Origin of the sequence: Vreelandella halophila (assembly GCF_019903425.1) — a bacterium.
Lineage (GTDB): Bacteria > Pseudomonadota > Gammaproteobacteria > Pseudomonadales > Oleiphilaceae > Halospina > Halospina halophila.
Window position 1 is genome coordinate 1,266,515 of sequence record NZ_JACHUZ010000013.1, and the last position, 23,602, is coordinate 1,290,116.

Here is a 23,602-nt window from a genome sequence, read left to right on the forward strand (position 1 = left end):
ATTGTGGCGCTGCTCATCCTGGCGGCGTTCGTCCTCGTGGCGGTACCCGCCAGCGGGAGCCCGGACATCCGTGAGCATTATCGGCTGCCGCTCGAGGGTGAACTCCAGTTTCTGGAGGATCCGGGGGCCAGTCAGGGCCTGGAGGACGTGCGCGGGCGTGACGACTGGCGGCAGCTTGATGGCCGCACCTTCAACCGTGGCTACTCGGATTCCGCATGGTGGCTGCGGGTCAGCCTCACCAATGGTGGGAATACGGGGCTGGAGCGGTTCTTCTCTGTTGGCTATCCCGTTCTGGGCGATGTAAGGGTCTATGCGCTGGCCGACGGCGAGCTGCGCAACTCCTGGCAGTTGGGCCATGATCACCCCTACAGTCAGCGCCCCGTGGATCACCGCTTTTTTGTGGTGCCCCTTGAGTGGGCACCGCATGAAACACTGGATGTCTACGTGCGCGTCCGTACCGACAGTTCTGTCCAGGTTCCCGTGACCCTCTGGGACCGCGAAACCTTCCGCAGTCACGACATTACCGCCAATATCCTCCAGGGCATCTACTTCGGTGCCTTCCTGGTGATCGGCGTTTACAACCTGCTGCTGTTCTTTGCCCTGGGCGAGCGCAACTATCTGTATTACGTTGGTTTCGTTTTCAGTATTGCCCTGTTGATGGCCTCGCTCACCGGTTACGGCTTCCAGTATCTGTGGCCAGGTGCCACTGAGTGGAACGATCAGGCGATTCTGATCTTCATCAGCGGTGTTCTTGGCTTCGCCGGTCTGTTCGCGCGGCGCTTTCTGGAACTGAATCGCCTGTCTCCCTGGCTGAATGGCTTTGCCGTGCTGGTTATCGCGGCAAGCGGTATCTGTGCGGTTCTGTCGTTCTTCCTGAGCTATTTTGTGCTGATCTCAGTGCTGATCCCCCTTGTGGTGCTCGGTTGCATGGTGGCTTTTGCAGGCGGTGTCTATGCCTGGTCCCAGGGCCAGACCACCGCCAAGTATTACGTCATGGCCTGGTCGTTCGTGCTGGCCGGAGGCGCTATCCTGGCGCTTTCCAAGGGGGGAGTGCTGCCATCGAATTTCTTCACCGATCACGCCGCCCAGCTGGGCTCCATCATCGAGGTGGTACTGCTTTCGTTCGCACTGGCCCAGCGGATCAACGTTGAGCGTCAGCTCCGCTATCAGGCCCAGTCCGAGACCCTGGAAACCGCGTGGCGGCTTAACCGGGAACTGGAAGACCGGGTCCGGGAGCGCACCCAGGAGCTGGAGGAACTCAACCAGAAGCTCAACGAGCTGAGTGTTACCGATGGGCTGACAGGGCTGCGCAACCGCCGCTTTCTGGATGAGCAGCTGCGCCAGGAAGTGGACCGGGCGCGGCGCAGTGGGCGGTCCATGGCCGTAGCCATGCTGGACATCGATCACTTCAAGCCGGTCAACGACACCTATGGCCATCAGACCGGAGATGAATGGCTGAAGATGGTGGGCGAGATCATCCACGCCAACCTGCGCTCACCCCAGGACACGGCGGCCCGTTATGGCGGCGAGGAATTCGCCATGATCCTGCCCGAGACGGATGAGGAGGGGGCTATGCGCGTTCTGGAGCGGATCCGTCAGGAGGTGGCCGCAGCGTCGGTGTCCTACGACGGGGTCACACTGCAAATGACGCTGAGCGGTGGCGTCACCATCCAGCGCGATGCCGAGGCCGTCACGCCTGAACAGCTTCTGGCTGAGGCGGACGGGGCATTGTATCGCGCCAAGTCCGCAGGGCGGGATCAGCTCTGTGTCTACAGACCTTTTGCCCTCTGATCTTCGGGATGCTTGAAGTCGCGGATGAAGATGCCCCAGAAGGCGGTGAACAGGGCCGCGATCAGGGGCCCGATCACAAAGCCGTTGATTCCGAAAAGGATCAGCCCGCCCAGGGTTGAGAGCAGCACCATGTAGTCCGGCAGCTTGGTGTCGCGCCCGACCAGAACCGGGCGCAGCAGGTTGTCGATCAGCCCGATGACCACGGTTCCGAACAGCACCAGCACAATGGACTGGATCCAGTTGCCGATGGCGAACAGGTAGATGGCCGCCGGTAACCAGATGAGGCCGGCGCCCACCGCCGGAATCAGCGACAGAACGCCCATGACCACACCCCACAGCACCGCCGCCGGCAGCGACAGGGCCCAGAAGATGAAGCCGCCGAGAAGCCCCTGGATGGCGGCGATGACCACGTTGCCCTTGATGGTGGCGCGGGTGACCTCCGCGAACTTGCCGAGCAGCAGCTGTTCGCGCTCCCGGCTCAGCGGCACGGCCTGGCCGATAAGGTCGCGCAGGTAGTCGCCATCGCGCAGCAGGAAGAACGCCAGATAGAGCATTACCCCGAAGTGGATGAAGAAGCGCGCGGTGTTCTGCCCGATGTTCAGCGCCGACTGGGCAAAGAACTGCCCACCCTGCATGACCGCGTTGACCGCGCGCTCGCGCAGGGACTCGATATCCACCCCGAAGGATTCCAGGGCCGTGCCCACGAAGGGGACGGTCTCGCCAATACGGTCCATGAAGGCCCGTGGGTCGATTTCCCCGGCCTGGATCTGCTGGTACAGGTTGACGCCTTCATACACAAAGGAGGCAGCCACAAACAGTGTCGGCAGGATCACAATGGTCAGGCAGAACCCGAGCGTGGCCAGTGCCGTGAGATTCGGCCGTTCGCCCCACAGCCGTGTAAAATACCGCTGCGCCGGGAAGAAGATGATCGCGATGGCGCAGGCCCAGAAGATGGCGCCGAAAAACGGCTGCATCAGGTACAGGAAAAGCGCGGTGACAATGAGTAGAAGGAACAGGAAACTGCGCTGTTCGAGGCGTGCCTGCATGGTGTGGACCCTTCCCGGATTGATCAGATGCAGAGGATACTGCGGCCCATGACCGATGCACAAACCAGTGGCGTTATCTGGCCGGTTCCCGCCGGTGAAGCGGAGGTGGAAACACAGGTCCGCAAGAGCCGCTTCATCGCCAGGGCGGCCCCGGCTGCCAGCCGTGAGGAGGCGCTGGCAGTGGTCGAGCGGGCTCGGCAGGATCACCCCGAGGCCCGTCACCACTGCTGGGCCTATGTAATCGGGGCGCCCGGCAGGGCCACCAGTGCCGCCATGAATGACGATGGGGAACCTTCCGGCACGGCGGGCAGGCCCATTCTCAATGTGATTGAGCACAAGGGGATCGGGGATGTGGCCGTGGTCGTCATCCGCTACTTCGGCGGTGTGAAGCTGGGCGCGGGCGGGCTGGTGCGTGCGTATGCCGGAGCCGCCGAGGCTGTGCTCTCGTCGCTGGCGCTCGACCAGCGCGAGCCCCGTGTGAGCCTTCAGCTTGAGGCCGGATTTGCGGACGAACAGCCCCTGCGGCTGGAGCTGGAACGGCTGGGGGGTGAGCTGGAGTCCATTGAGTACGGGCAGGGTGTTTCGGTGCGGGTCTCGGTGCCGGCCGCTGCGTGGGATACCATCAGCTCATGGGCCGCCGCGCGAGGCCTGGAAGTCACGGCAGGAACCTAGAAACGAAGCTGGGCACCGATACCCTGTGCCGTGAGGTAGACATCTGTTTCCACCTCTACCGCCGCCTGCCCGATACCGATCACACTGGATTCGCCCATGGTCCGGGGGAAGGTCCAGAGCTTGATTTCATTGACCAGCATCCCGGTGAGAGCCACCTGCAGCGCGTCATCATGGCGGCCATCCTCCTCGGCAATGGCGTGATAGGCGCCGCCATTGACGATCAGCGACCCCAGACGTCCGCGCCACCCCGTGCGGCTCTGTTCCGCCCGGGCCAGCGCCCTGGCGTTGCGGCGGGCGTCCTCCAGCGCGCCGGGAGCCTCGCGATCAATGGCATGGTGTTCCCGGTAGGCCGCCAGGTGGGGCGGCGCCTTGATGATGGTATCCAACAGACCGAGTGTTGAGGTGATCGCGCGCACACGCCCGTCGTACTCATCCGCGTCCGTGTCGGCGCTGGCACTGGACAGGGCACTGAACGCAGCGGAACCGGCAAAGAACAGGCTCCAGCGCTGGCGCCATGTCTGTGCGCTGTCCAGCCCTTCCGCCATGACCCGGTCCAGGGCCTGCCAGTCCGGTTGTTGCTGGGCACCAAGGGGTGGAGCTGTGGCTGCCGCCGCCAGTACAGTGGCTGTCATCAGCAGGCGTTGTGAAAGGCCCATGGAACCTCCGGATCAGGTCGGACTGCAGGTGAATGCCGCATTGTGGAGAAGTACTTTCCACGATGATGTGACGGGCTGCACCGAACCGGCGTTTCTTGCTATCGATCAATGCGCTCCGGTATCCTCCTTCGCAATGTCCAGCCCTTGGAGCACCCCCAACTGATGCTGCCTGCCGTTCTCTCCGGATTCATACTGGCGCTGTTTGCCCCCCTGATCTGCAGGGTAGCCGGTGACCGGTGTGGCTGGGTGTTCGCGCTGTTGCCGGCGATGCTTTTCGTTTACTTTGCCGGCCTGCTTCCGGAAGTCATGGCAAACGGCGCCCAGGTGGTGCGCTATCCATGGTTCCCGGCCATGGAGATCAACCTGGACTTCCTGATTGATGGCCTGTCGCTGATGTTCGCCCTGCTGATCAGCGGTATCGGCACCTTCATCCTCATCTATGCCGGCGGGTACCTGAAGGGCCACCCCTATCTGGGGCGCTTTTACGTGGTCATGCTCAGTTTCATGGCCTCCATGCTGGGGCTGGTGCTTTCGGACAACCTGGTGACGCTCTTCGTGTTCTGGGAGCTGACCAGCATCACCTCCTACCTGCTCATCGGTTTTGACCACGAGGACGTCAAGGCCCGGGCCAGCGCCCTTCAGGGCCTGTTCGTGACGGTCGCTGGCGGGCTGGCACTGATGGCCGGGCTCATCATGCTGGGGACCGTGGCCGGGTCATACTCACTGAGCGGGGTGCTTGCCTCGGATGCGGATCTGATCGGGCACGAGTGGGCGGTGCCCATGCTGTTGTGCATCCTGGCCGGAGCGTTCACCAAGTCGGCCCAGGTGCCGTTCCATTTCTGGCTGCCCAACGCCATGGCCGCGCCCACGCCGGTTTCGGCGTTCCTGCATTCGGCCACCATGGTCAAGGCCGGGGTCTATCTGCTGGCGCGGCTGAACCCGGCGCTGGGCGAGGCTGAGCTGTGGACGCTGCTGCTCAGCCTCTTCGGCGGCCTGACCATGTTCACTGGTGCCTTCATGGCCATCACCCACACCGGGGCAAAGAAGGTTCTGGCCTATTCCACCATCATGGCGCTGGGCACCCTGGTGATGCTGATTGGCATCGGCACCCACTACGCGCTGGTGGCGTTCGCGACCTTCCTGGTGGCGCATTCGCTGTACAAGGGCGCACTCTTCATGATTGCCGGCATTCTTGATCACGAGACCGGCACCAAGGATGTGGCTGAGATGGGCGGCCTGGCACCACTGATGCCGGTAACGGCGGTGGCTGCGGCAGTGGCGGCGCTGTCGCTGGCGGGGCTGCCACCACTGCTTGGGTTTGTGGGCAAGGAGCTGATGTTCGAGGCGGTACTTGATGCCCCCGCCTGGCAGATGCTGCTGCCATTGCTGGCGGTGGGTGCGGGAATCGGTGTGATGGTCGCGGCGGGTATCATCGCAATCAAACCCTTCTACGGGCAGCGCCAGGAGACGCCGAAACACCCCCATGAGGCGCCGGTTTCCATGCTGGCGGGGCCGGTGGTGCTGGCGGGGCTGTCGCTGTTGTTCGGTGTGGCCCTGTTCATTCCGGAACAGACCCTGGTTGCGCCGGTGGTTGCCTCCCTGGGCGGGACCGCGGAGAAAGTGCATCTGGCGCTCTGGCACGGCATCAACATGCCACTGATCCTGTCCCTGGCCTGTCTGGTTGTGGCTGCAGTGATTCTTCGCTATTGGGGCCGTCTCCAGCCGCAGCTGGATGTCCTGCGTGAGGGTCTTGGCCGCTTTGGCCCCGAGGCGGGCTACTTCCGGATCATGGAGTGGCTCACCCGCATTGCCACCTGGCAGACGCGGGTGCTGCAGAATGGCACCATGGGCAACTACATGATCACACTGGCACTGACCACAGTCGGGATCACCGGCTTCACACTGATCACCCAGTACGGGGTGCCTTTGCGCCTGCCGGTGCCGGATTCTGGGTTCGCGGCCGGTATTGCCCTCCTGATGGTGGTGTCCGCCTTCTTCGCCACGGGGACCATATCGCGGCTTGGGTCCGTGGCCGCCATGAGTATCGTCGGGTTTTCCGTGGCACTCATATTCATTCTTTTCAGCGCGCCCGATCTGGGCATCACCCAGATTCTGGTTGAGACCCTGACGGTGATCCTGCTGGTCCTGGTGCTGTTCCGGCTGCCCGGTTTCACGCGCATGTCCTCACCCCTGGAACGCTGGCGCGACATCATCGTGGCCGTTCTGGTGGGTGCTCTCATGACGGTACTGATCCTGGCGGCTACCGAGGTCCAGTTCTTTGAACCCATTTCGGCCGAGCACGTGGCCCGCAGTGTCACGGATGGCCACGGCCGCAACATTGTCAATGTGATCCTGGTGGACTTCCGGGCCCTGGATACCCTGGGCGAAATGTTCGTACTGGCCCTGGCTGCCGTTGGTGTCTACTCCATGATCCGGCTCAAGGCGGAGGATCAGACAGCATGAGGGAAGCCAATACACTGATTCTTCGAACGGCGGCGCTGGTCCTGGTGCCCATGCAGTTGCTGTTCTCGGTTTTTCTGCTTCTCCGTGGCCACGACGAGCCCGGTGGTGGATTCATCGCCGGGCTGGTGGCTTCGGGGGCCGTGGTGCTGTTCCTGTTCTCGTATGGGGTCAGCGCCACGCGCGAGCTTTTGCGAGTGGATCCGCGTGATTTTCTGGGGGTCGGGCTGCTCATCGGCCTGGCCTCGATCCTCCCCTCGCTGGTGCTGGGCCAGCCGGCCATGACTGCACAGTGGTGGGAGATTCCGCTGCCCGGTGGCGGCTACTACAAGTTCTCGACGCCGCTGATTTTCGATGTCGGCGTCTATCTGACCGTGATCGGTTCCATTCTCACCATGGTGGTGGGCCTGTCCGAATCGGAGGAATCCGATGCCTGAGTGCGGAGGCTGCTGATGGAAACACTGATGGCCTATATCGTGGGCGCGATGTTCGCTGCCGCGGTGTACATGATGCTGCGCCGTTCCATCGTCAAGCTGGTGATTGGCCTCATGCTGCTGAGCAATGCGGCCAACCTGCTGATATTCACGGTGGCAGGCATGCGCCAGGGGGCGCCGCCACTGGTCCCGGAAGGGGCGGAGGTGCCGGCTTCGGCGGTTGCCGACCCGCTGCCACAGGCGTTGATCCTGACCGCCATTGTTATCGCCTTCGGCGTGCTGGCGTTCTCTGTAGTGCTTATCCACCGCGCCTATGAGGTGGTCGGTACGGATGACCTGGACCGGATGAAGGATACCGATACCTGATGTCCCTGGCTGTTGCTCCCATTCTGGTCCCGCTTCTTTTCGGGGCCCTGTCACTGGCGCTGTGGCGCTACCGTATCGCCCAGCGGGTGCTGGGGCTGGTGGGTACCCTGACGCTGCTGGCCGTTTCCATACGCCTGCTCCAGGTGGTGCACGCGGAGGGTATGGTGGTGCTGCACATGGGCGGCTGGGCAGCGCCGCTTGGCATCACCCTCGCTGTGGATATGCTTGGCGCGATCATGGTGGTGCTCACGGGCATTACCGGCCTTGCGATCGCGTTGTTCTCCATGGGCGACACCCCCGAGCGCCACGAGCATTTTGGCTATTACCCGTTGATGCACCTGCTGCTGGCGGGGGTTGCGGGCTCCTTTGTAACCGGCGATATATTCAATCTCTACGTCTGGTTCGAAGTGATGCTGATCGCCTCCTTCGCGCTGCTGACCCTGGGGGGCGAGCGCGCCCAGATGGAGGGCGCGATCAAGTACGTAACCCTGAACCTGTTCTCCTCGGCGATTTTCCTTTCGGCCGTGGGCATTCTCTACGGGTTGCTCGGCACTCTGAACATGGCGGACATCGCCCAGAAGATCGACCAAGTGGAGAACACCGCTCTGATCAATGTTGTGGCGGTGATGTTCATGGTGGCCTTCGGCATCAAGGCCTCCGCCTTCCCCCTGTTCTTCTGGCTGCCGGCGTCGTACCACACGCCGCTGGTGGGGGTGTCCGCGCTCTTCGCTGGTCTGCTGACCAAGGTCGGGGTCTACGCACTGTTCCGGATGTTCACCATCGTCTTTGATCATGACGTGGCCTATACCCATGAGATACTGATATGGGTGGCCGGGCTGACCATGCTGTCCGGGGTGCTGGGAGCCGCGGCCCAGTATGAATTCCGGCGGATCCTGTCGTTCCACATTGTCAGCCAGATCGGGTACATGATTCTGGGGCTGGCGCTGTATACGCCCCTGGCAATCATCGGGGGTGTTTTCTACATCATGCACCACATCATTGTTAAGACCACGCTCTTCCTTGTCAGCGGTGTCACCTACCGCATCGCCGGGACCCATGAGCTGAAGGATCTGGGTGGCTTCTTCCGGAGCCGGCCGATGTTGTCGGTGCTGTTCCTGATCCCGGCCTTCTCGCTGGCGGGTATGCCGCCGCTTTCCGGGTTCTTCGCCAAGTTCATCGTCATCCGGGCCGGTGTTGAGGCCGAGGCTTGGGGGGTGACCGCCGTGGCGCTGCTGGTCGGCCTGCTGACCTTGTATTCAATGACCAAGATCTGGGCGGAGGTTTTCTGGAAAGCGGCACCCGAGACGGAATCCGGTGAGCCGGCCGGGCAGGGCAGCACCGTTGGACTGGGCTGGATGTATACGGCCATTGGCGGGCTTGCGGCCTGTACGTTGTTCATTGGTCTCAATGGTGAGCCCATCTATGCGCTGGCGGAGACAGCGGCGGAGCAGCTTCTCAACCCGGACCGCTACATCCAGACGGTACTGGAGGCGCGCCCATGATCGCTTTTTTCTGGAATGTGATTCTGGCATTACTGTGGGTTGCGCTCACCGGCAGCTTTTCCGGGGGCAATCTGCTGGCGGGTTTTGTTTTCGGTTATCTTGCGCTCGCCGTAATGCAGCGCCACATACCGATGCTCCATGGCTACTCCCAGAGGGCGCCACGATTCATGGCCTTTGCTGTTTTCTTCCTGAAGGAGCTGTTCGTGGCCAATGTGCGGGTGGCCTATGACGTCATCACCCCGGTCTGGTACATGAAGCCGGGTGTTATTGCCATGCGGCTTGAGTCCAAGAGCGATGTCGAGATCACGCTTGTGGCGAATCTGATCTCGCTGACACCGGGCACGCTGAGCCTGGACGTCTCGGACGACCGTAAAGTGCTCTATATCCATGCCATGTTCATGGCCGACGAACAGGAACTGCGCGACAGCCTGCATGAGCTGGAACGCCGGATCCTGCGCGTACTGCGCTAACGTGATCGGCTGCGGGGACTTGATACGATGAACAGCTTTGTGCTGACACTGGTTTACTCAATGCTGGCGCTGGCCATGCTGATGGCCGCCATCCGGTTGGGCAAGGGACCCTCCCTTCCGGACCGGGTGGTGGCAATCGAGCTGATCAGCTCCATGGTCGTTGGCATCATCGGCGTGCACGCGCTCGATACCGGTGTACTGAGTTTCCTGGATGTCGCGATCGTGGTAGCGCTGGTGGCCTTTCTGGCGGCCATCGGCTTTGCACGCTTCATTGAGCGCGGAGGACCACGCGAATGATGGACCTGATCATTGCGGTATTCCTGATCAGTGGCGCCGCCTTCATGCTGCTGGCGGCGCTTGGAATCCTGCGTCTGCCGGACCTGCCCACGCGCATGCACTCCTCAACCAAGGCTGGCGCCATGGGAGCGATGCTGATCATGGTGGGCGTGGTGCTTGGATTCGCGGAATGGCTGGCGCTGGCGCGGGGGCTGGCTATTGTCCTGTTTATCATGATGACCACGCCCATTGCCGCCCACGCCATCGGGCGAGCGGGCTACATTATCGGCGTGCCCCTGTGGGACGGCACCATCAAGGATGAGCTGCGCGAGAACTACGATACCCGCACCCATGGCCTGCGCAGCGACGCCGCGGATCAGGACGAGCCCCGGCTCTGATCGCCTGCTGACTTCCCAGCGCTGAGCCGGTAAGGTGGACTGGAAAGGTTGCAGTCCACATCAACCGGAGATCGGCCACCCCATGACGCGTTCATTCCCCCGGTCCCTGACGTCACTGGGCGTTCTGCGGGAAGCCCTGCTGCGCCCGGGCGTGGATGACGAACGGCTGACCGCCGCTCTTGCCCAGGCACGCGAACAGCAGCCACCGCCCGTAGTCTGGCTGCTGGGCAAGGCGCAGTCCGGCAAAACATCCGTCATCCGGGCGTTGACCGGCAGTCCGCGTGCGACCATCGGCAATGGCTTCCAGGCCTGTACCCGCACGGCTTCCTTCTACGATTTTCCCGAGCAGGCGCCTGTGGTGCGCTTTCTGGATACCCGCGGTCTGGGCGAGGTTGCCTATGATGCGGACGAGGACCTGGCCTTCTGCGAATCCCAGTCCCATCTGGTGATGGCAGTGATGAAAATCGCGGACCCGGATCAGAAGGCAGTTCTGGACGCCCTGGAGACAGTGCGCAGGCGCCACCCGGAGTGGCCTGTGGTGCTGGTGCACACGGCCCTCCACGAGCTCTACCCGCCGGGGTCGGACCATGTCATGCCCTGGCCGTTTGACGGTGAGCCTCTGCCGGAGACAGTGCCCGAGGACCTGCGGCGGGCGCTGGCTGAACGCCGGGAACTGGGCCGAGCGCTTCCCGGGTATGCCCCGGTGGTGTCAGTGGCGGTGGATCTCACCCTGAAAGAGGATGGCTACACCACGGCGGACTATGGGCTGGAAGGGCTGTGGCGGGCGATCGAGGAGACCGCCACCTTTGAACTGCGGGCTCGTCTGCAGCAGGATCCGGTTCTGCGGGATCTGTTCAGTCGTGCGGCCCACCCCCAGATCACCGGCTACAGTATGGCCGCTGCCGGCGCCGGTGCCCTGCCGCTGATCGACGCCGCGCTGCTTCCGGCGTTGCAGGTTCGGATGCTGCATGCGCTCGCTCGGATCTATCAACAGCCCTGGGACATGCGACGCAGTTCGGAGTTCTTCGGTCTGTTGGGCGTGGGGGCGCTTGCAGGCTATGGGCTGCGTTGGGCCGGGCGCAGTCTGGTCAAGATGGTCCCGGGCTGGGGGCAGACTCTGGGCGCGGCCTGGGGGGCTTCCAGTGGCGCGGCGGTGACCTATGCGCTGGGCAAGGCGGCGGATTTCTATCTGGCGCGCACAGCCGATGGCATGCCGGTCGAGGCGGAGGCCATTCGCCGTCTCTACCGCGAGGCGTTCGAGCAGGGCCTCCACCTTGGCCGCGACAGGGGCGGCGAATGAAGTCGCTGCTGCGCGAGTTCGGCTACCTGAGACTGGTGGCCGTGGTGGTCTCCTTCCTGCCGCTTGTGGTGCTGCCCGCTCTGGGTCTGGTCTGGCTCTGGGATTCCGGCCAGCTCCTGATCTGGTTCCTGGTGCTTGCCGGCTGTGGCCTCCTCGGATACGGGCTTCACTGGCTGTCCAGGGTATCCAGTCGCAGCCAGCTGCCGCCGGCCACAGCCCCGGAGGCTCACTGGCCACCAGACTCCCATGACGCCTGGCAGCACGTTGAGGCCCGCGCCAGCGAGGCCACACCGGAGCAGTATCCGCTCAGCGATGCCACCGGGCTTTTCCGGCTGGGGCGCGATACCGTGGAGGATGTGGCCCGCCACTACCATCCGCGCCGTGAACGGCCGCTTCTGGAGCTCACTGTTCCGCATATGCTGCTGATTATTGAGCGGGCCAGCCGGGAGCTGCGGGCGGAGATTGTCGATCACGTGCCGCTCAGCCATCGACTGACCCTGGGGAGTATGGCCCGGCTGCGGCGCTGGCGGGATACCGCGGTGCGGCTGGAGGGGCTGTACCGCCTGGGTCATGCGGCGGTGGACCCCACGAGCGTGGTGTTCCGCGAGCTGCGCCGGGATCTGGGCAACCGGGTACTGGGTTATGGGTCGGAGCAGGTCCAGACCTGGCTGCTGCGCGAATACATCCGCAAGGTGGGCTATTACGCCATTGAGCTCTACAGCGGCCGTCTGCTGCTGGAGCCGGAAACCCCCGTGGAGTCGGTGACACGGGCCTCCCGGCTGCAGCAGCGGGAGAGTGAAGGCCGGTCCGAAGCGTCCGAGCCGTTGCGGATACTGCTGCTGGGCCGCGCCAACAGCGGCCGTTCCAGCCTGATCAATGCGCTGGTAGGGGAACCGGTGGCGGCGGTGGACAGTGCCGCCGGAACAACCGGTGCCATTGAGGCCTACCGCTGGGGCAGCAGTGACGGCGATGAAGTGCTGCTGATCGATACCCCGGGCGTGGAAGGGGAAGCCCTTGATACCGCTACCCTGCGCCGTGAGGTGTTGGGGGCGGATCTGGTGCTGTGGGTGACGCCGGCACTGCGCGCCGATCGTGAGGGTGAACGGGCGGTACTGGAGCGCATCAGGGGCTGGTTCCGGGAGGATCCCTCCCGTCGCCCGCCGCCGCTGATCGGCGTGGTGACGGGCGTGGACGCGGTCCGTCCCGCCCGTGAGTGGGCACCGCCGTATGCGCTTGCCGAAACGGAGACGCCCAAGGCCCGGAACATTGTCGCTGCTGTGGAGGCAGTGGGTCAGGCGCTTGATCTGGACGCCCGGCACCGGGTGGCCGTGAGTCTCAACGGTGATATGCCCTTCAATGTGACCCCCGGTCTTGTCGAACTCATGGAGAACCAGCTGGATGAAGCCCGGCGTATCCGGCTTCTGCGGTGTCTGCGTGAACGCCGGCGCGATGAGACCTGGCGCTATCTCTGGCGGCAGGTCCGCAATGCCGGGCAGGCGGCTTTTGAAAAGACACGTAAAAGCAACTGAACTGATCACAGCGAAAGCTCGTAACCAGGAGAGAGTCTTTCTGTGGATACCGCAGGTATTGGATGAGCTGTATTCTCGTTGTCGATCATGATCCCGCCTCGGTATCGGTAACCTCGGAACTGCTGCGGACGCTGGGGCACAGGGTCCATGAGGCCACGCACACGGATCATTGCCTGGCGCTGGTGGAGCGCCATCATCCGGATCTGGTACTGATCGGTATCCGGCCGGGAGACGTGCCTGCCTCCGGTTTCATCCGCAGCCTTCGCGAGCAGCCGCAACTGCAGGGAATCTTTGTTGTCGGGATCTCATCCAGTCGGGCAGAGCCGTCAGGCGCTCTTGCCGAACCCTCCTGTGTCGATGGTTTCATTACCCGCCCGGTCTCCGACTCGGAGTTTGTTTCCCGTGTGGAGGGCTTTCTGCAGCTGAAGGGGGCCCAGGATGCGCTGCGGCGCAGTGAGTCCCGTTTCCGGCGGGTGATTGAGCGTAATGCCGACGGCATCATCATTGTTTCCCGTGATGGCCGGGTGCGGATGTGCAATCAAGCTGCCCTGTGGCTGTTCCAGATCGGAGAGGATGCCCTGATCAGCCGGGATTTCGGCTTGCCGCTCACCACGGGCGAATGCACCGAGGTGGAGGTGCCCCACGGCGATGGTGGCTACACCGTCATGGAGATGCGGGTTGTCGATATTGAATGGGACGGCAGCACAGCATGGCTGGCATCGCTTCGGGATGTGACGGAGCGCTATGACGCGCAGAAAGCGCTTGAGGCCAGTAACCGGGCCCTGCGACTGGTCAGCGCCTGCAATGAAACAGTGCTCCACGCTGGTGAGGAACAGGAGCTTCTGGAGCAGATCTGTCGCACCGCTGTGACCATCGGGGGTTACGATCTGGTCTGGGTGGGGCTGGCCGAGACGTCGCCCGGCCATCCCATCCAACCGGTACACTGGGCGGGCCAGGGGGCTGGGTTCATCGGTGATGCCGAACTCAGCTGGGACACCGGCCTCAGGGCGGGGCTGGCGCCTGCTGGCGAGGCGATCCGGGAGGCCCGGCCGGTGGTCTACGAGGATACCCGGGCGGTACCCCTTGCTTCCGCCGAGGTCGAACCGGCTGTCCAGCACGGCTACGGCCGTCTGATCTATCTGCCGCTGTGCAGTGAGCGTGGTGCCTTCGGTGTCCTGGGGCTCTATGGTCGTGATTGCCAGCGCGTCACCGATGAGGAACTGAGCCTGCTCCTGCGCCTGTCCCGCAACCTGGCGTTCGGCATTGAGCACGTACGCACCGAGAGCGAGAAGCAGCGTGTGCAGGAGACCGTGCTCAAGGTGGCCTCCGGGGTATCGGCCACCGTGGGCACGGAGTTTTTTGAACAGCTGGCACGGAACATGAACCAGGCCCTGGGCAGCGTCATCAGCATGGTGGCGCGGGTGAATATGGGAGAGGACCCAACCGCAGAGACACTGTCGGTGATTGTTCACGATGAACTGCGGGAGAATGTCGGGTTCCGGTTGGCGGAAACGCCCTGCCTGGAGGCTTTTGATCGTGGCAGCCTGGTGCTCCATGAGCTCAGTGGCAGCGAGTTCCCGCTGAACAGCGGCGACCGGCCGGATACGAGCGCTGGCGTGATCTGGCGTCTCGACAATGCGGCGGGCCAGCCCATCGGCTTCCTCATCACCCTCTTCGCCTGGCCGCTGGAGGAAGAGGATTTCGTCTACAACACCATTCAGATCTTCGCCAGCCGCGCGGAGGCGGAAATCGAGCGCCGTAACACGGATGTGCGCATCCGCGACCAGGCCTCGCTGCTCGATAAGGCCCAGGACGCCATCATCGTTCTGGGCATGGATCAGCGTGTGCTGTTCTGGAACCAGAGCGCCGAACGGCTGTACGGGTGGAGCGCCGAGGAGGCATTCGGACAGCCGCTGGAGACGCTGGTAGCCGACAGCCGTGACCAGTTCTCAAAAACCTTCGTCAATGTGCTCCATGACGGTGAATGGAAGGGTGAGATCGCCCAGCGCCATCGCGACGGCCACAGCCTGATCGTGGAAGGGCGCTGGACCATGGTGCGTGATGATGATGGCCGGCCACAGTCGATGCTGGTTATCAACACCGACATTACCCAGCGCAAGGAACAGGAGCGTGAGATCGAGCAACTTGCCTTCTTCGACCCACTGACACGGCTGCCCAACCGCCGCTTGCTGGTCGACCGCCTGCAGCAGGCGCTGGTGGTCAGTGGTCGTAACGGGCAGATTGGCGCGCTGCTGTTTCTGGATCTGGACAACTTCAAGATCCTCAACGATACCCTCGGCCATGACCTGGGGGATGAACTGCTGCGCCAGGTGGCCGTGCGTCTCCAGTACGCCGTGCGCCGCAGCGATACCGTGGCCCGGCTCGGAGGTGACGAGTTCGTGGTGATGCTGCCGGAAATGGATCCGGTCAGTTCATACGCCGCCGAGCAGGTCGCCATCGTCGGTGAAAAGATTCTGGAGGTCTTCCGTTTGCCCTTTGAGCTTTCCGGCCAGGAATTCTTCATCACCCCGAGCATTGGTATCGCGCTCTTCGGTGATCGCGCCAGCAGCGTGGACCAGCTGCTCAAGAGGGCGGATCTGGCCATGTACCAGGCCAAGGAATCCGGGCGCAATTCCATACGGTTCTTCGATGAGCACATGGAATCCGAGGTCGCGAACCGGGCGGCCCGGGAGAAGGAGCTGCGGCGCGCCATCAGGGAGCGTGAGTTCGTTCTGTTCTACCAGCCCCAGCTCGAGGTGGAGCATGGCGTCATCGGTTTTGAGGCGCTCGCCCGCTGGCAGCATCCAAAGCAGGGCATTATCGCTCCGGGGCAGTTCATTCCGCTGGCGGAGGAGACGGGGCTGATCGTGGAGCTTGGCAGGCTCGTGCTCACCCAGGCCTGTGAGCAGCTCGTCATTTGGGCACGGAGCACTGATACGGCCGATCTCAGTCTTTCGGTGAACGTCAGTGCCCGCCAGTTCCGCCATCCGGAGTTCGTCACCGATATCCGTGCGGCGCTGGAGAAAACCGGGGCCAATCCACGCCGGCTCCGGCTGGAGGTGACTGAAACGCTGCTGCTCGAGGACGTGGGACAGGTGGTGGCAAAAATGGTGTCGCTGCGCGAGCTCGGCATCACCTTTTCGCTGGACGACTTTGGCACCGGCTACTCGTCACTGTTCTATCTCAAGACCCTGCCGCTGGATCAGCTCAAGATTGACCAGTCATTCGTGCGTGATGTACTGGATGATCCCAATGATGCGGTCATCACGAAGACGGTCATCCGCCTGGGCCAGAGCATGGGGCTGAGCGTGATGGCCGAAGGGGTCGAAACCCGGGAGCATCTGGATTTTCTGCGTGATAACGGCTGTTCCGCTTATCAGGGCTTCTACTTCAGCGAACCCATCCCGGCCGCCGATCTGGCCGACTACCTTGGGGCAGGCGATCATGAGCTTACCTAGGTGTTTCTCCGTTCATGGAGCACTGTCATGAGTAACGGGCAGCTGCAATTGGTTCTGTTCATTACTGGCGATGGCACCCGGGGGCAGCGGGCTGTTGGAAACCTCAGGAACCTGTGTTCCGGAGTGCTGTCCGATCGATGCCATTACGAGATAGTGGACGTGCTCGAACAACCCGACCGTGCGGAGGCGAGCCGGATCATGGCGACCCCCACACTGGTCAAAACATCCCCGGTACCGGACCGTCGTGTCATCGGGGATCTGTCGAACGCCGATGATGTGCTGGCGGCACTGGAAATCGACGTTTGATCCGATACTCAATGGAGGATCCATCCATGACTGATGCAACCAGGGTTCATGACCGCGCTATCGGCAAGGTTGCCACCGGTATCCCGGGTTTTGATCACATTGCATCCGGCGGTCTGCCGGCAGGGCGGACGACACTGGTCTCCGGATCGGCCGGCAGTGCCAAGACACTGATGGCGGCGCAGTTCCTGGCAGAGGGGATTAAGCAGTTCGGCGAGCCTGGCGTTTTCGTCACCTTTGAGGAGAGTGCCGAGGACCTGCGCCGCAACCTCGCCAGTTTCGGTTGGGACATCCAGGCCTGGGAGGAGCAGGGCCTGTGGGCGTTCGTGGATGCCTCGCCCGACCCGGAAATCAGCTCGGTGGTGCTGGGAGAATATGATCTCGGAGGCCTGATGGCGAGGGTGGGCTATGCGGTCCAGCGGGTGGGCGCGACCCGCCTTTCCATGGACTCTCTGGGCGCGGTGTTCAACCAGTTCGCCCAGACCAGCAGTACCCGGCGTGAGATGTTCCGCGTGGCCGCGCACCTGAAAAAACTCGGCGTGACGGCGCTGATGACCTCCGAGCGCCGGCAGGAGTATGGTGAGATTGCCCGCTACGGCGTTGAGGAGTTCGTGGCTGACAATGTCGTCATCCTGCGCAACCTTCTCGAGGAAGAGAAGCGCCGTCGCACCATCGAGATCCTCAAGTTCCGGGGAACCGAGCACCACAAGGGCGAATACCCCTTCTCCATTGTCAACGGCGAGGGCATGGCCTGCATTCCCCTTTCGGCGCTGGAGCTTTCCCAGGGGTCGACCAGCAAACGCATTACCTCCGGAAGCCCGGACCTGGATACCATGTGCGGTGGCGGCTTCTTCCGCGACTCCATCATTCTTATCTCCGGAGCAACGGGTACCGGTAAGACGCTCATGGCCACGGAATTTCTTCAGGGCGGGATCAGCCAGGGAGAGCGCTGCCTGCTGTTCGCCTTCGAGGAAAGCCGTGACCAGTTCACCCGCAATGCGCAGGGCTGGGGCATGGATGTGCGCGCCATGGAGGAGAGCGACCAGCTCCGGGTCATCTGTGACTACCCGGAATCCGCGGGCATAGAGGATCATCTGCTGGCCATGAAACGGGAAATCGATGAGTTCCGTCCGGATCGCATTGCCGTGGACAGCCTGTCCGCCCTGGAACGCATCGCCACCATCAGGGGGTTCCGCCAGTTCGTGATCGGGCTCACATCCTACGTGAAACAGCAGAAGGTCGCGGGCCTGTTCACCGCCGCCACACCGCAGCTGTTCGGGGGCAGCTCCGTGACCGAATCGCACATTTCCACCATCACCGACTCCATCATACTGCTGCGCTATGTGGAGACCGAGGGCGAGATACGCCGGGGCATCACCGTGCTCAAGATGCGCGGCTCCCCCCATGACAGGGGTGTAAAAGAGTTCCGCATTGATGGCTCCGGCATGCACATCGGCCGTGGTTTCGGTAATGTGGTGGGCATTGTCTCGGGGAACCCGCAGCATCTGGATGTTGGCTGAACGTAGAGCAACGCAAACAAGGGACCGGGGCCTGCACTGCGGACTGGCGGCAGTGGTGGTTGCGCTGACCGTGCCCCTCGCCGGCGCCCAGGAAACCAGCATGGGGGTGGCGCCGGTGGAGGTGACCGCCACGGGGCTGATCCGGGACCGCGCGGAAGCTCCCATGGCGGTGACCGTGGTGGATGAAGCCGCCCTTCAGGATGGGCGTGAGCGCTTGGGCCTGGATGAGGGCCTGAAGCGCGTCCCCGGCGTTTTCTTCCAGAACCGCTACAACTTCGCCCAGAACCTGCGCATCTCCATGCGCGGCTTCGGTGCCCGGGGCGCCTTCGGTATTCGTGGGATCCGGCTGCGTGTGGACGGACTGCCGCTGACCCTGCCGGATGGCCAGTCCCAGATCGACACCATCGACCTGGAAAGCGCCCAAAGGGTGGAGGTGCTGCGCGGTCCGTCCTCGGCCCTCTACGGCAATGCCGCCGGCGGCATGCTGGCGGTGACGACACCGGACGGACGGGGCAGTGCACCACCCCGGGCCTCGGTGACCGGTGGCAGCCATGGCCTGCGCCGGGTGGCGGCCAGCGGCGGCGGCACATCCGGCGCCTGGAACGGCCATGTCAGTGCCTGGCATCTGGATTACGACGGCTACCGCGACCAGAGCCGGACCGAGAAGATGATGCTCAACAGCAAGGCCGGGTACCAGCTGGGCCCGGGCCGGCGCCTGGAGACGGTCTTTACCGCCTATGACCAGCCCACCGGCGAGGACCCCGGCGGGCTGACACGGGCCCAGGTGAGGGCGGACCGCCGTCAGGCTGATCCTGATGCTGAGGCCCTGGATACCGGCCAGAGTGTTGACCAGCAGCGGCTGGGGCTGATCTACAGTGACACTGCGAGCCTGCCGGGGGAGCTGGAGCTGACCACCTTCTACGCACGCCGGGACTTCGAGCAGCAGCTGCCGTTTCCGGGCCCGAGCCTGATTGGTTACGAGCGGGACTTCTACGGTACATCCGCGGAATACCGCGACCAGGCCCGATTGGCCGGCCTGCCAGTGGACTGGACGCTGGGGACCTCCTTCAGGGAGCAGCGCGATGATCGCGAACGCTTCAACGTAAGCGGCAATGGCGAGCGGGGAACAAAAGCCCGGGACGCCCTGGAGCAGGCCACGAGCAGCGCTCTCTATGGTCAGGCGGATCTGGGCCTGACGGATACCGTCAGCATGATGGTCGGCGGGCGTTACGACCATGTCCGGTTCCAGGTGGACGAGCGGGGAGGCGGTGATGGGGCGTTTGATGACCGCAGCTACGATGAGTTCAGTGCCAGCCTGGGGCCCACCTGGTCCTTCCATCCCCGCCATCAGCTGTATGCCAACGTCGGGACGGCGTTTGAAACGCCAACGTTCACGGAGCTCGTTGATGCTACAGCCAACAACAATCAGCCCGAAGCAGAGCTGAAGCCCCAGAAGGCGGTCAACACGGAGGTTGGGTTAAAAGGGGTCGTGAGCGAGCGGCTGCGCTATGAGCTGGCCGCCTATCGTGTCGCCACCGAGGATGAGATCGTCGTCAACGAGAATGATGATGGCAGTGCCACGTACCGCAATGCCGGCGAAACCCGCCGCGATGGCATTGAGCTTGGGGCTGAGGCGTTTGCCACGAAGAACCTGACCCTGACCAGCGCCTACACCTGGTCGGATTTCCGGTTCCGGGATCATCCGGAAGGGCTGTCAGGCAACCGCCTCCCGGGGCTGCCGGAACACAACCTGTTCCTGGAGGCTGCCTGGGAGCAGGGGCCCTGGATGGCAGCGGTGGAAACCGAGGCGGTCAGTGATGTCTACGTCAGTGATGCCAATGAGGTGGCCGCCAGCGGCTACGGGCTGGTGCATCTGCGAGGCCAGTACGAGCTGTCATTGGGTGGGTCGCTCCTGACACTGGGTGCGGGCATCCAGAACCTGTTCGATCGCGACTATTTCAGCAATATCCGGGTCAATGCCAGCGACGATGCCAGTACCGGCGCTTTCTATGAACCCGCCCCAGGACGTACCATTCATGCCAGTGTTTCGCTGACCTTCCAGGCACCCTGATGGACGCACAGACCCGCGCACCGCGCCGTGAGATCTTCGGCTGGGCGATGTTCGACTTCGCCAACCAGGCCTACACGCTGCTGATCATCACGGTGGTGTTCGGGGACCTGTTCACCCGTGTGATCGTCGGCGACGGCCCCGACTACCGGCTGGGGAACTTCCTCTGGAGCCTGGCGCTGGCAGTCAGCTATGGGCTGGTGGTGGTGGCCAACCCGGTGTGCGGGTCGGTCATGGACTACACCCGCTCGCGCAAGCGCTTCCTGTTTGCCAGCTACCTTGTGACCGTGGGGGCAACCGCATTGCTGTACTTTGTGGAGCCCGGCTGGATCATCATCGCCATGGTGCTGATCATTGTCTCCAACTTCGCCTATGCCATCGGCGAGGGCTTCATTTCCAGTTTTCTGCCGGATCTGGGCCCGCGCAATGAGCTGGGCTGGATTTCGGGGTTGGGCTGGAGCCTCGGCTACATCGGCGGGCTGGTGGCAACGGCCTTCACCCTGGCCTTCCTGGGGGATGTGACGGCGGAAAACTACGACACTATCCGCTGGGTTGGGCCCTTTGCGGCAGTGTTCTTCCTGCTGGCGGCGATCCCCACCTTCGTCTGGGTCCGTGAGCGTGGCGACGCCCGTGTGGTCCCGGAGGGCTGGTCGCTGACCCGGCTGGGCATCAACCGCCTTCTGGCCACGGGGCGGGTGGTGAACCAGTTCGGGGACCTGCGCTGGCTGCTGGTCTCGATCTTCTTCTCAATGGCCGGGATCTACATCATCGTCAGCTTCTCGTTCATCTACGGCTCCCAGGTGATCGGCTGGGACGAGGCCACGCGCACCCTGATGTTCATCACCGTCCAGATCACCGCCGCCATCGGCGCGCTGTTGTTCGGTTGGCTCCAGGGGCACTGGGGCGCTCGCCGCACCTACCTCATCACGCTCTGGCTCTGGGTGGTTGCCATACTGGCCATCTGGCAGACCCCGAACATGACCCTGCTGCTGGAACGGGTAGCCGGGCTCGAGCTTGAGGCCCAGGAGGTGTTCCTGGTGGCCGGTGTGCTGGCCGGGCTCAGTCTGGGGTCGGCCCAGTCCGCCGGCAGGGCCCTGGTGGGCGTGCTCACGCCCACGGGCAAGGCGGCGGAATTTTTCGGCTTCTGGGGCACCGCCTCCAAGCTGGCGGCTATATTCGGGATCCTGGGGCTGGGCCTGATCCAGTGGGCACTGGGCCTGGCGGATGCCATTCTGTTCTGCCTGGCGTTGTTCGTGCTGGCCATGGTGACGGTGCTGCCGGTGAATGAGCGCCGGGGGCAGGATGTGGCCGAGAACTGGCGGGAGTCGGACTCCGGATGAGTGCTGAGGCGCACTGGAAGCCGGTAGGAGCCCTTCCGTGGAGGTAGCAGCCCTGGTAGCGCTTGCCATGGTGCTGGTGGTGGGGGCGTCCATCCTTTGGTCGACCCTGCGCACGGGCATGCCGCCCATGCCCAGTCTGGGCCGGGCGCCGAAAGCGATGCTGGAGCTGGTTCCTGAGCAGCCAGACGGTGCCATCGTGGATATGGGCTCCGGCTGGGGCACGCTTGCCCTCCGTTTTGCGCGGCGCTTCCCGCGGACCCGGGTGGTCGGCTACGAGGTGTCGTTCTTTCCCTGGCTGGTGTCGGTGTTACTGGTGCGGCTGATGCGGCTGGAGAACCTGAACTTCCACCGGCGGGATTTCCGGGCCGCAGATCTGGATGGGGTGGAAGTGCTGTTGTGCTATCTGATGCCGGAGGGCATGCAGGCGGTGCAGCAGCGGCTGGAGCGCGATCCGGGGTCGGTGCGCTGGGTGATCAGCCACTGCTTCGCCCTGCGTGGGCGCGAGCCCGAGGCGGTCAGGGAACTCCCGGATCTCTACGCCACGCGGGTCTACCGCTATCGTTACCAGTAACGCCCGCCGGTGGCGATAACCACCACGATCAGGCCGATGACCAGGTTGATGGCCACGAACTTGCGGATCTGGCCGACCCGGCGCTTGCCTTCCTCGATGTCGCCACTGTCCACGGCCTGCTTGAGGCGCTTGTAGGGGGCGAAAAATATGTGCAGGAACAGCAGCATCATCAGCAGGCCGAGCCCGTGCATCATATGGATGTGTGCGCCGACATTGCCCATGCCGCCGAGGGCGTGGATCAGGCCGTAGCCGGTGACCAGCAGGATGCCCACTGAGGCCCAGACCCAGCGGAAGAACAGTGACAGGGCGTGGCACCACAGCAGTGGCCGCTGGGAGGGATCCACCACCCGCACCACGGCCGGGCGCATGGCCATGTAGGCGAAGAACATGCCACCCACCCAGATCACGGCGGCGAGGGCATGCAGCGAGAGGGACAGTCCGATCATTGCGCGGTCTCCATTGATTCCTTGTGTGTGTTCTCGGCGGTCTGGGTCTCGCGGGCCTGCAGGGCCTGGACCTGTCTGTGCTCATAGCGTTTGGCGGCGCCGGCAATGGCGCCGCTGTTGCCGGTACGCAGCCAGCGCCGCACGCGTCCGGCATCGCCCAGCGGGGTGCGCTTCCCGAAGGAGTTGAGGAACACCATGCCCACCGGGCGGTCATCCACCCGGGTCACCATCATCAGGCAGCGCCCGGCGTCGTTCAGGTAACCGGTCTTGGTCAGACGCACCGGCCAGCCCCGCCGATGCACCAGCACGTTGGTGTTGCCGTAACGCAGCTGGTAGCGCGGGCTGCGGAAGTGCACCGTATGATAACGCGTGGTCGACAGCTCGCGCAGGGTCTCATTTTTCCAGGCCGCGCGCATCAGCCGTGTCAGGTCCGAGGCGGTCGACTGGTTTTTCGAGGACAGCCCGGCCGGATCCACGAACTGGGTATTGTTCATGCCGAGCAGAGTCGCTTTGCGATTCATCGCCTCGATGAAGGCGTCGTAGCCGCCGGGATGATGGCGCGCCAACTGGTGGGCCGCCAGGTTCTCCGAGGCCATGAGGGCAATACGCACAAGGTCCCGGCGCGTGGCCTCGGAATCGATGCGGATGCGGGAATAGGCGTTGACCGGAGCCGGGCGGTCCCGCTCCAGGATGGTGAGGTATTCATCCAGTGGCTCGTCGGATTCCAGGACCACCAGGGCGGTCATCATCTTGGTGATCGAGGCGATGGGAACCGGGATCTGGGCATTCTTGCCGTGGATCTGGGATCCGGTTTCAAGATCAACCACGGCTGCGTGAACGGAGGCGAGTTCCAGGTTTCGGGTGTCGAGTCCTTCTGTCAGTGGCGATGCACCCGCTCCTGCCGGAAGCAGGATGAGCAGGCAGAACAGCCAAGTCAGCCAGCGTTTTACCATCGGGCCCCCTCCTCGTTAAAGACGTCATTGTTCCACACTGGGC

At 63.5% G+C, this 23,602-nt stretch carries 21 protein-coding genes; 17 read left to right on the top strand and 4 right to left on the bottom strand.

Annotated elements, in window-relative coordinates; translation table 11 throughout:
* Positions 1–3: 3 nt before the first annotated feature.
* Positions 4–1,791, top strand: a complete 1,788-nt coding sequence (locus tag H4I92_RS10170) for a sensor domain-containing diguanylate cyclase (protein WP_179105684.1) — start codon at positions 4–6, stop codon at positions 1,789–1,791.
* Here H4I92_RS10170 and H4I92_RS10175 read toward each other — a convergent pair.
* Positions 1,770–2,837 (bottom strand): AI-2E family transporter, encoded by a 1,068-nt coding sequence (locus H4I92_RS10175; protein WP_077530482.1) that lies wholly within the window; start codon positions 2,835–2,837, stop codon positions 1,770–1,772. The two genes, H4I92_RS10170 and H4I92_RS10175, sit on opposite strands and share 22 nt — an antisense overlap.
* Positions 2,838–2,885: 48 nt before the next feature.
* Here H4I92_RS10175 and H4I92_RS10180 point away from each other — a divergent pair, with 48 nt between their 5' ends.
* Positions 2,886–3,509, top strand: a complete 624-nt coding sequence (locus H4I92_RS10180; RefSeq protein ID WP_077531730.1) for a YigZ family protein — start codon at positions 2,886–2,888, stop codon at positions 3,507–3,509.
* Here H4I92_RS10180 and H4I92_RS10185 read toward each other — a convergent pair.
* Positions 3,506–4,165: a hypothetical protein gene (locus tag H4I92_RS10185; RefSeq protein ID WP_077530483.1), complete on the bottom strand. Its 660-nt coding sequence runs from the start codon at positions 4,163–4,165 to the stop codon at positions 3,506–3,508. The two genes, H4I92_RS10180 and H4I92_RS10185, sit on opposite strands and share 4 nt — an antisense overlap.
* Positions 4,166–4,327: 162 nt before the next feature.
* Between H4I92_RS10185 and H4I92_RS10190 the strand changes: the two genes are divergently transcribed.
* The 15 genes from H4I92_RS10190 (at position 4,328) to H4I92_RS10260 (ending at position 22,160) form a co-directional block, all read left to right on the top strand.
* The gene (locus H4I92_RS10190; protein WP_179105685.1) at positions 4,328–6,628 is read left to right on the top strand and encodes a putative monovalent cation/H+ antiporter subunit A; all 2,301 of its coding nucleotides are present in this window, start codon (positions 4,328–4,330) and stop codon (positions 6,626–6,628) included.
* Entirely contained in the window at positions 6,625–7,062 is a 438-nt protein-coding gene (locus tag H4I92_RS10195; RefSeq protein WP_077530484.1) for a Na+/H+ antiporter subunit B, read from the top strand. Before H4I92_RS10190 ends, H4I92_RS10195 begins: the two co-directional genes overlap by 4 nt.
* 15 nt (positions 7,063–7,077) lie before the next feature.
* Positions 7,078–7,425 (top strand): Na+/H+ antiporter subunit C, encoded by a 348-nt coding sequence (locus tag H4I92_RS10200; protein WP_077530485.1) that lies wholly within the window; start codon positions 7,078–7,080, stop codon positions 7,423–7,425.
* The gene (locus H4I92_RS10205; RefSeq protein WP_077530486.1) at positions 7,425–8,927 is read left to right on the top strand and encodes a Na+/H+ antiporter subunit D; all 1,503 of its coding nucleotides are present in this window, start codon (positions 7,425–7,427) and stop codon (positions 8,925–8,927) included. The genes H4I92_RS10200 and H4I92_RS10205 overlap by 1 nt, the downstream gene beginning before the upstream one ends.
* Positions 8,924–9,397, top strand: a complete 474-nt coding sequence (locus H4I92_RS10210; protein WP_077530487.1) for a Na+/H+ antiporter subunit E — start codon at positions 8,924–8,926, stop codon at positions 9,395–9,397. The genes H4I92_RS10205 and H4I92_RS10210 overlap by 4 nt, the downstream gene beginning before the upstream one ends.
* A 60-nt stretch (positions 9,398–9,457) precedes the next feature.
* Positions 9,458–9,694: an MrpF/PhaF family protein gene (locus H4I92_RS10215; protein WP_422821987.1), complete on the top strand. Its 237-nt coding sequence runs from the start codon at positions 9,458–9,460 to the stop codon at positions 9,692–9,694.
* Positions 9,691–10,071 carry a monovalent cation/H(+) antiporter subunit G gene (mnhG, locus tag H4I92_RS10220; RefSeq protein WP_077530489.1) on the top strand — a complete coding sequence of 127 codons (381 nt, stop codon included), beginning with the start codon at positions 9,691–9,693 and terminating at the stop codon, positions 10,069–10,071. The genes H4I92_RS10215 and mnhG overlap by 4 nt, the downstream gene beginning before the upstream one ends.
* An 82-nt stretch (positions 10,072–10,153) precedes the next feature.
* A complete protein-coding gene (locus H4I92_RS10225; protein ID WP_077530490.1) occupies positions 10,154–11,371 on the top strand; it encodes a YcjF family protein in 1,218 nt (405 codons plus the stop codon).
* A complete protein-coding gene (locus tag H4I92_RS10230) occupies positions 11,368–12,900 on the top strand; it encodes a GTPase family protein (RefSeq protein WP_077530491.1) in 1,533 nt (510 codons plus the stop codon). The genes H4I92_RS10225 and H4I92_RS10230 overlap by 4 nt, the downstream gene beginning before the upstream one ends.
* A gap of 62 nt (positions 12,901–12,962) precedes the next feature.
* The gene (locus tag H4I92_RS10235; protein ID WP_077530492.1) at positions 12,963–16,358 is read left to right on the top strand and encodes an EAL domain-containing protein; all 3,396 of its coding nucleotides are present in this window, start codon (positions 12,963–12,965) and stop codon (positions 16,356–16,358) included.
* 27 nt (positions 16,359–16,385) lie between these two features.
* A complete protein-coding gene (locus H4I92_RS10240; RefSeq protein ID WP_077530493.1) occupies positions 16,386–16,664 on the top strand; it encodes a circadian clock KaiB family protein in 279 nt (92 codons plus the stop codon).
* A gap of 26 nt (positions 16,665–16,690) precedes the next feature.
* Positions 16,691–18,181: a circadian clock protein KaiC gene (gene kaiC / locus H4I92_RS10245; RefSeq protein WP_077530494.1), complete on the top strand. Its 1,491-nt coding sequence runs from the start codon at positions 16,691–16,693 to the stop codon at positions 18,179–18,181.
* Complete coding sequence (locus H4I92_RS10250; RefSeq protein ID WP_179105686.1) at positions 18,171–20,252, top strand: TonB-dependent receptor family protein; 2,082 nt, start codon at positions 18,171–18,173, stop codon at positions 20,250–20,252. Before kaiC ends, H4I92_RS10250 begins: the two co-directional genes overlap by 11 nt.
* Positions 20,252–21,589 (top strand): MFS transporter, encoded by a 1,338-nt coding sequence (locus H4I92_RS10255; protein ID WP_077530496.1) that lies wholly within the window; start codon positions 20,252–20,254, stop codon positions 21,587–21,589. The genes H4I92_RS10250 and H4I92_RS10255 overlap by 1 nt, the downstream gene beginning before the upstream one ends.
* A 37-nt stretch (positions 21,590–21,626) precedes the next feature.
* Entirely contained in the window at positions 21,627–22,160 is a 534-nt protein-coding gene (locus H4I92_RS10260; RefSeq protein WP_077530497.1) for a methyltransferase, read from the top strand.
* Here the strand turns inward: H4I92_RS10260 and H4I92_RS10265 are convergent.
* Positions 22,151–22,606 carry a CopD family protein gene (locus H4I92_RS10265; RefSeq protein WP_218668196.1) on the bottom strand — a complete coding sequence of 152 codons (456 nt, stop codon included), beginning with the start codon at positions 22,604–22,606 and terminating at the stop codon, positions 22,151–22,153. The genes H4I92_RS10260 and H4I92_RS10265 overlap by 10 nt on opposite strands.
* The gene (pbpG, locus tag H4I92_RS10270; RefSeq protein WP_077530498.1) at positions 22,603–23,559 is read right to left on the bottom strand and encodes a D-alanyl-D-alanine endopeptidase; all 957 of its coding nucleotides are present in this window, start codon (positions 23,557–23,559) and stop codon (positions 22,603–22,605) included. The genes H4I92_RS10265 and pbpG overlap by 4 nt, the downstream gene beginning before the upstream one ends.
* Positions 23,560–23,602: the final 43 nt, after the last annotated feature.

Excerpts from the sequence above, each read along its gene's own strand:
- H4I92_RS10185 (WP_077530483.1), bottom strand. The coding sequence starts at position 4,165 with ATGGGCCTTTCACAACGCCTGCTGATGACAGCCACTGTACTGGCGGCG.
- H4I92_RS10240 (WP_077530493.1), top strand. The coding sequence starts at position 16,386 with ATGAGTAACGGGCAGCTGCAATTGGTTCTGTTCATTACTGGCGATGGC.
- H4I92_RS10225 (WP_077530490.1), top strand. The coding sequence starts at position 10,154 with ATGACGCGTTCATTCCCCCGGTCCCTGACGTCACTGGGCGTTCTGCGG.
- H4I92_RS10195 (WP_077530484.1), top strand. The coding sequence starts at position 6,625 with ATGAGGGAAGCCAATACACTGATTCTTCGAACGGCGGCGCTGGTCCTG.
- H4I92_RS10190 (WP_179105685.1), top strand. The coding sequence starts at position 4,328 with ATGCTGCCTGCCGTTCTCTCCGGATTCATACTGGCGCTGTTTGCCCCC.
- H4I92_RS10180 (WP_077531730.1), top strand. The coding sequence starts at position 2,886 with ATGACCGATGCACAAACCAGTGGCGTTATCTGGCCGGTTCCCGCCGGT.
- kaiC (WP_077530494.1), top strand. The coding sequence starts at position 16,691 with ATGACTGATGCAACCAGGGTTCATGACCGCGCTATCGGCAAGGTTGCC.
- H4I92_RS10200 (WP_077530485.1), top strand. The coding sequence starts at position 7,078 with ATGGAAACACTGATGGCCTATATCGTGGGCGCGATGTTCGCTGCCGCG.
- H4I92_RS10255 (WP_077530496.1), top strand. The coding sequence starts at position 20,252 with ATGGACGCACAGACCCGCGCACCGCGCCGTGAGATCTTCGGCTGGGCG.
- H4I92_RS10230 (WP_077530491.1), top strand. The coding sequence starts at position 11,368 with ATGAAGTCGCTGCTGCGCGAGTTCGGCTACCTGAGACTGGTGGCCGTG.
- H4I92_RS10250 (WP_179105686.1), top strand. The coding sequence starts at position 18,171 with ATGTTGGCTGAACGTAGAGCAACGCAAACAAGGGACCGGGGCCTGCAC.
- H4I92_RS10210 (WP_077530487.1), top strand. The coding sequence starts at position 8,924 with ATGATCGCTTTTTTCTGGAATGTGATTCTGGCATTACTGTGGGTTGCG.
- H4I92_RS10265 (WP_218668196.1), bottom strand. The coding sequence starts at position 22,606 with ATGATCGGACTGTCCCTCTCGCTGCATGCCCTCGCCGCCGTGATCTGG.
- H4I92_RS10175 (WP_077530482.1), bottom strand. The coding sequence starts at position 2,837 with ATGCAGGCACGCCTCGAACAGCGCAGTTTCCTGTTCCTTCTACTCATT.
- H4I92_RS10205 (WP_077530486.1), top strand. The coding sequence starts at position 7,425 with ATGTCCCTGGCTGTTGCTCCCATTCTGGTCCCGCTTCTTTTCGGGGCC.
- H4I92_RS10215 (WP_422821987.1), top strand. The coding sequence starts at position 9,458 with ATGCTGGCGCTGGCCATGCTGATGGCCGCCATCCGGTTGGGCAAGGGA.
- pbpG (WP_077530498.1), bottom strand. The coding sequence starts at position 23,559 with ATGGTAAAACGCTGGCTGACTTGGCTGTTCTGCCTGCTCATCCTGCTT.
- mnhG (WP_077530489.1), top strand. The coding sequence starts at position 9,691 with ATGATGGACCTGATCATTGCGGTATTCCTGATCAGTGGCGCCGCCTTC.
- H4I92_RS10235 (WP_077530492.1), top strand. The coding sequence starts at position 12,963 with ATGAGCTGTATTCTCGTTGTCGATCATGATCCCGCCTCGGTATCGGTA.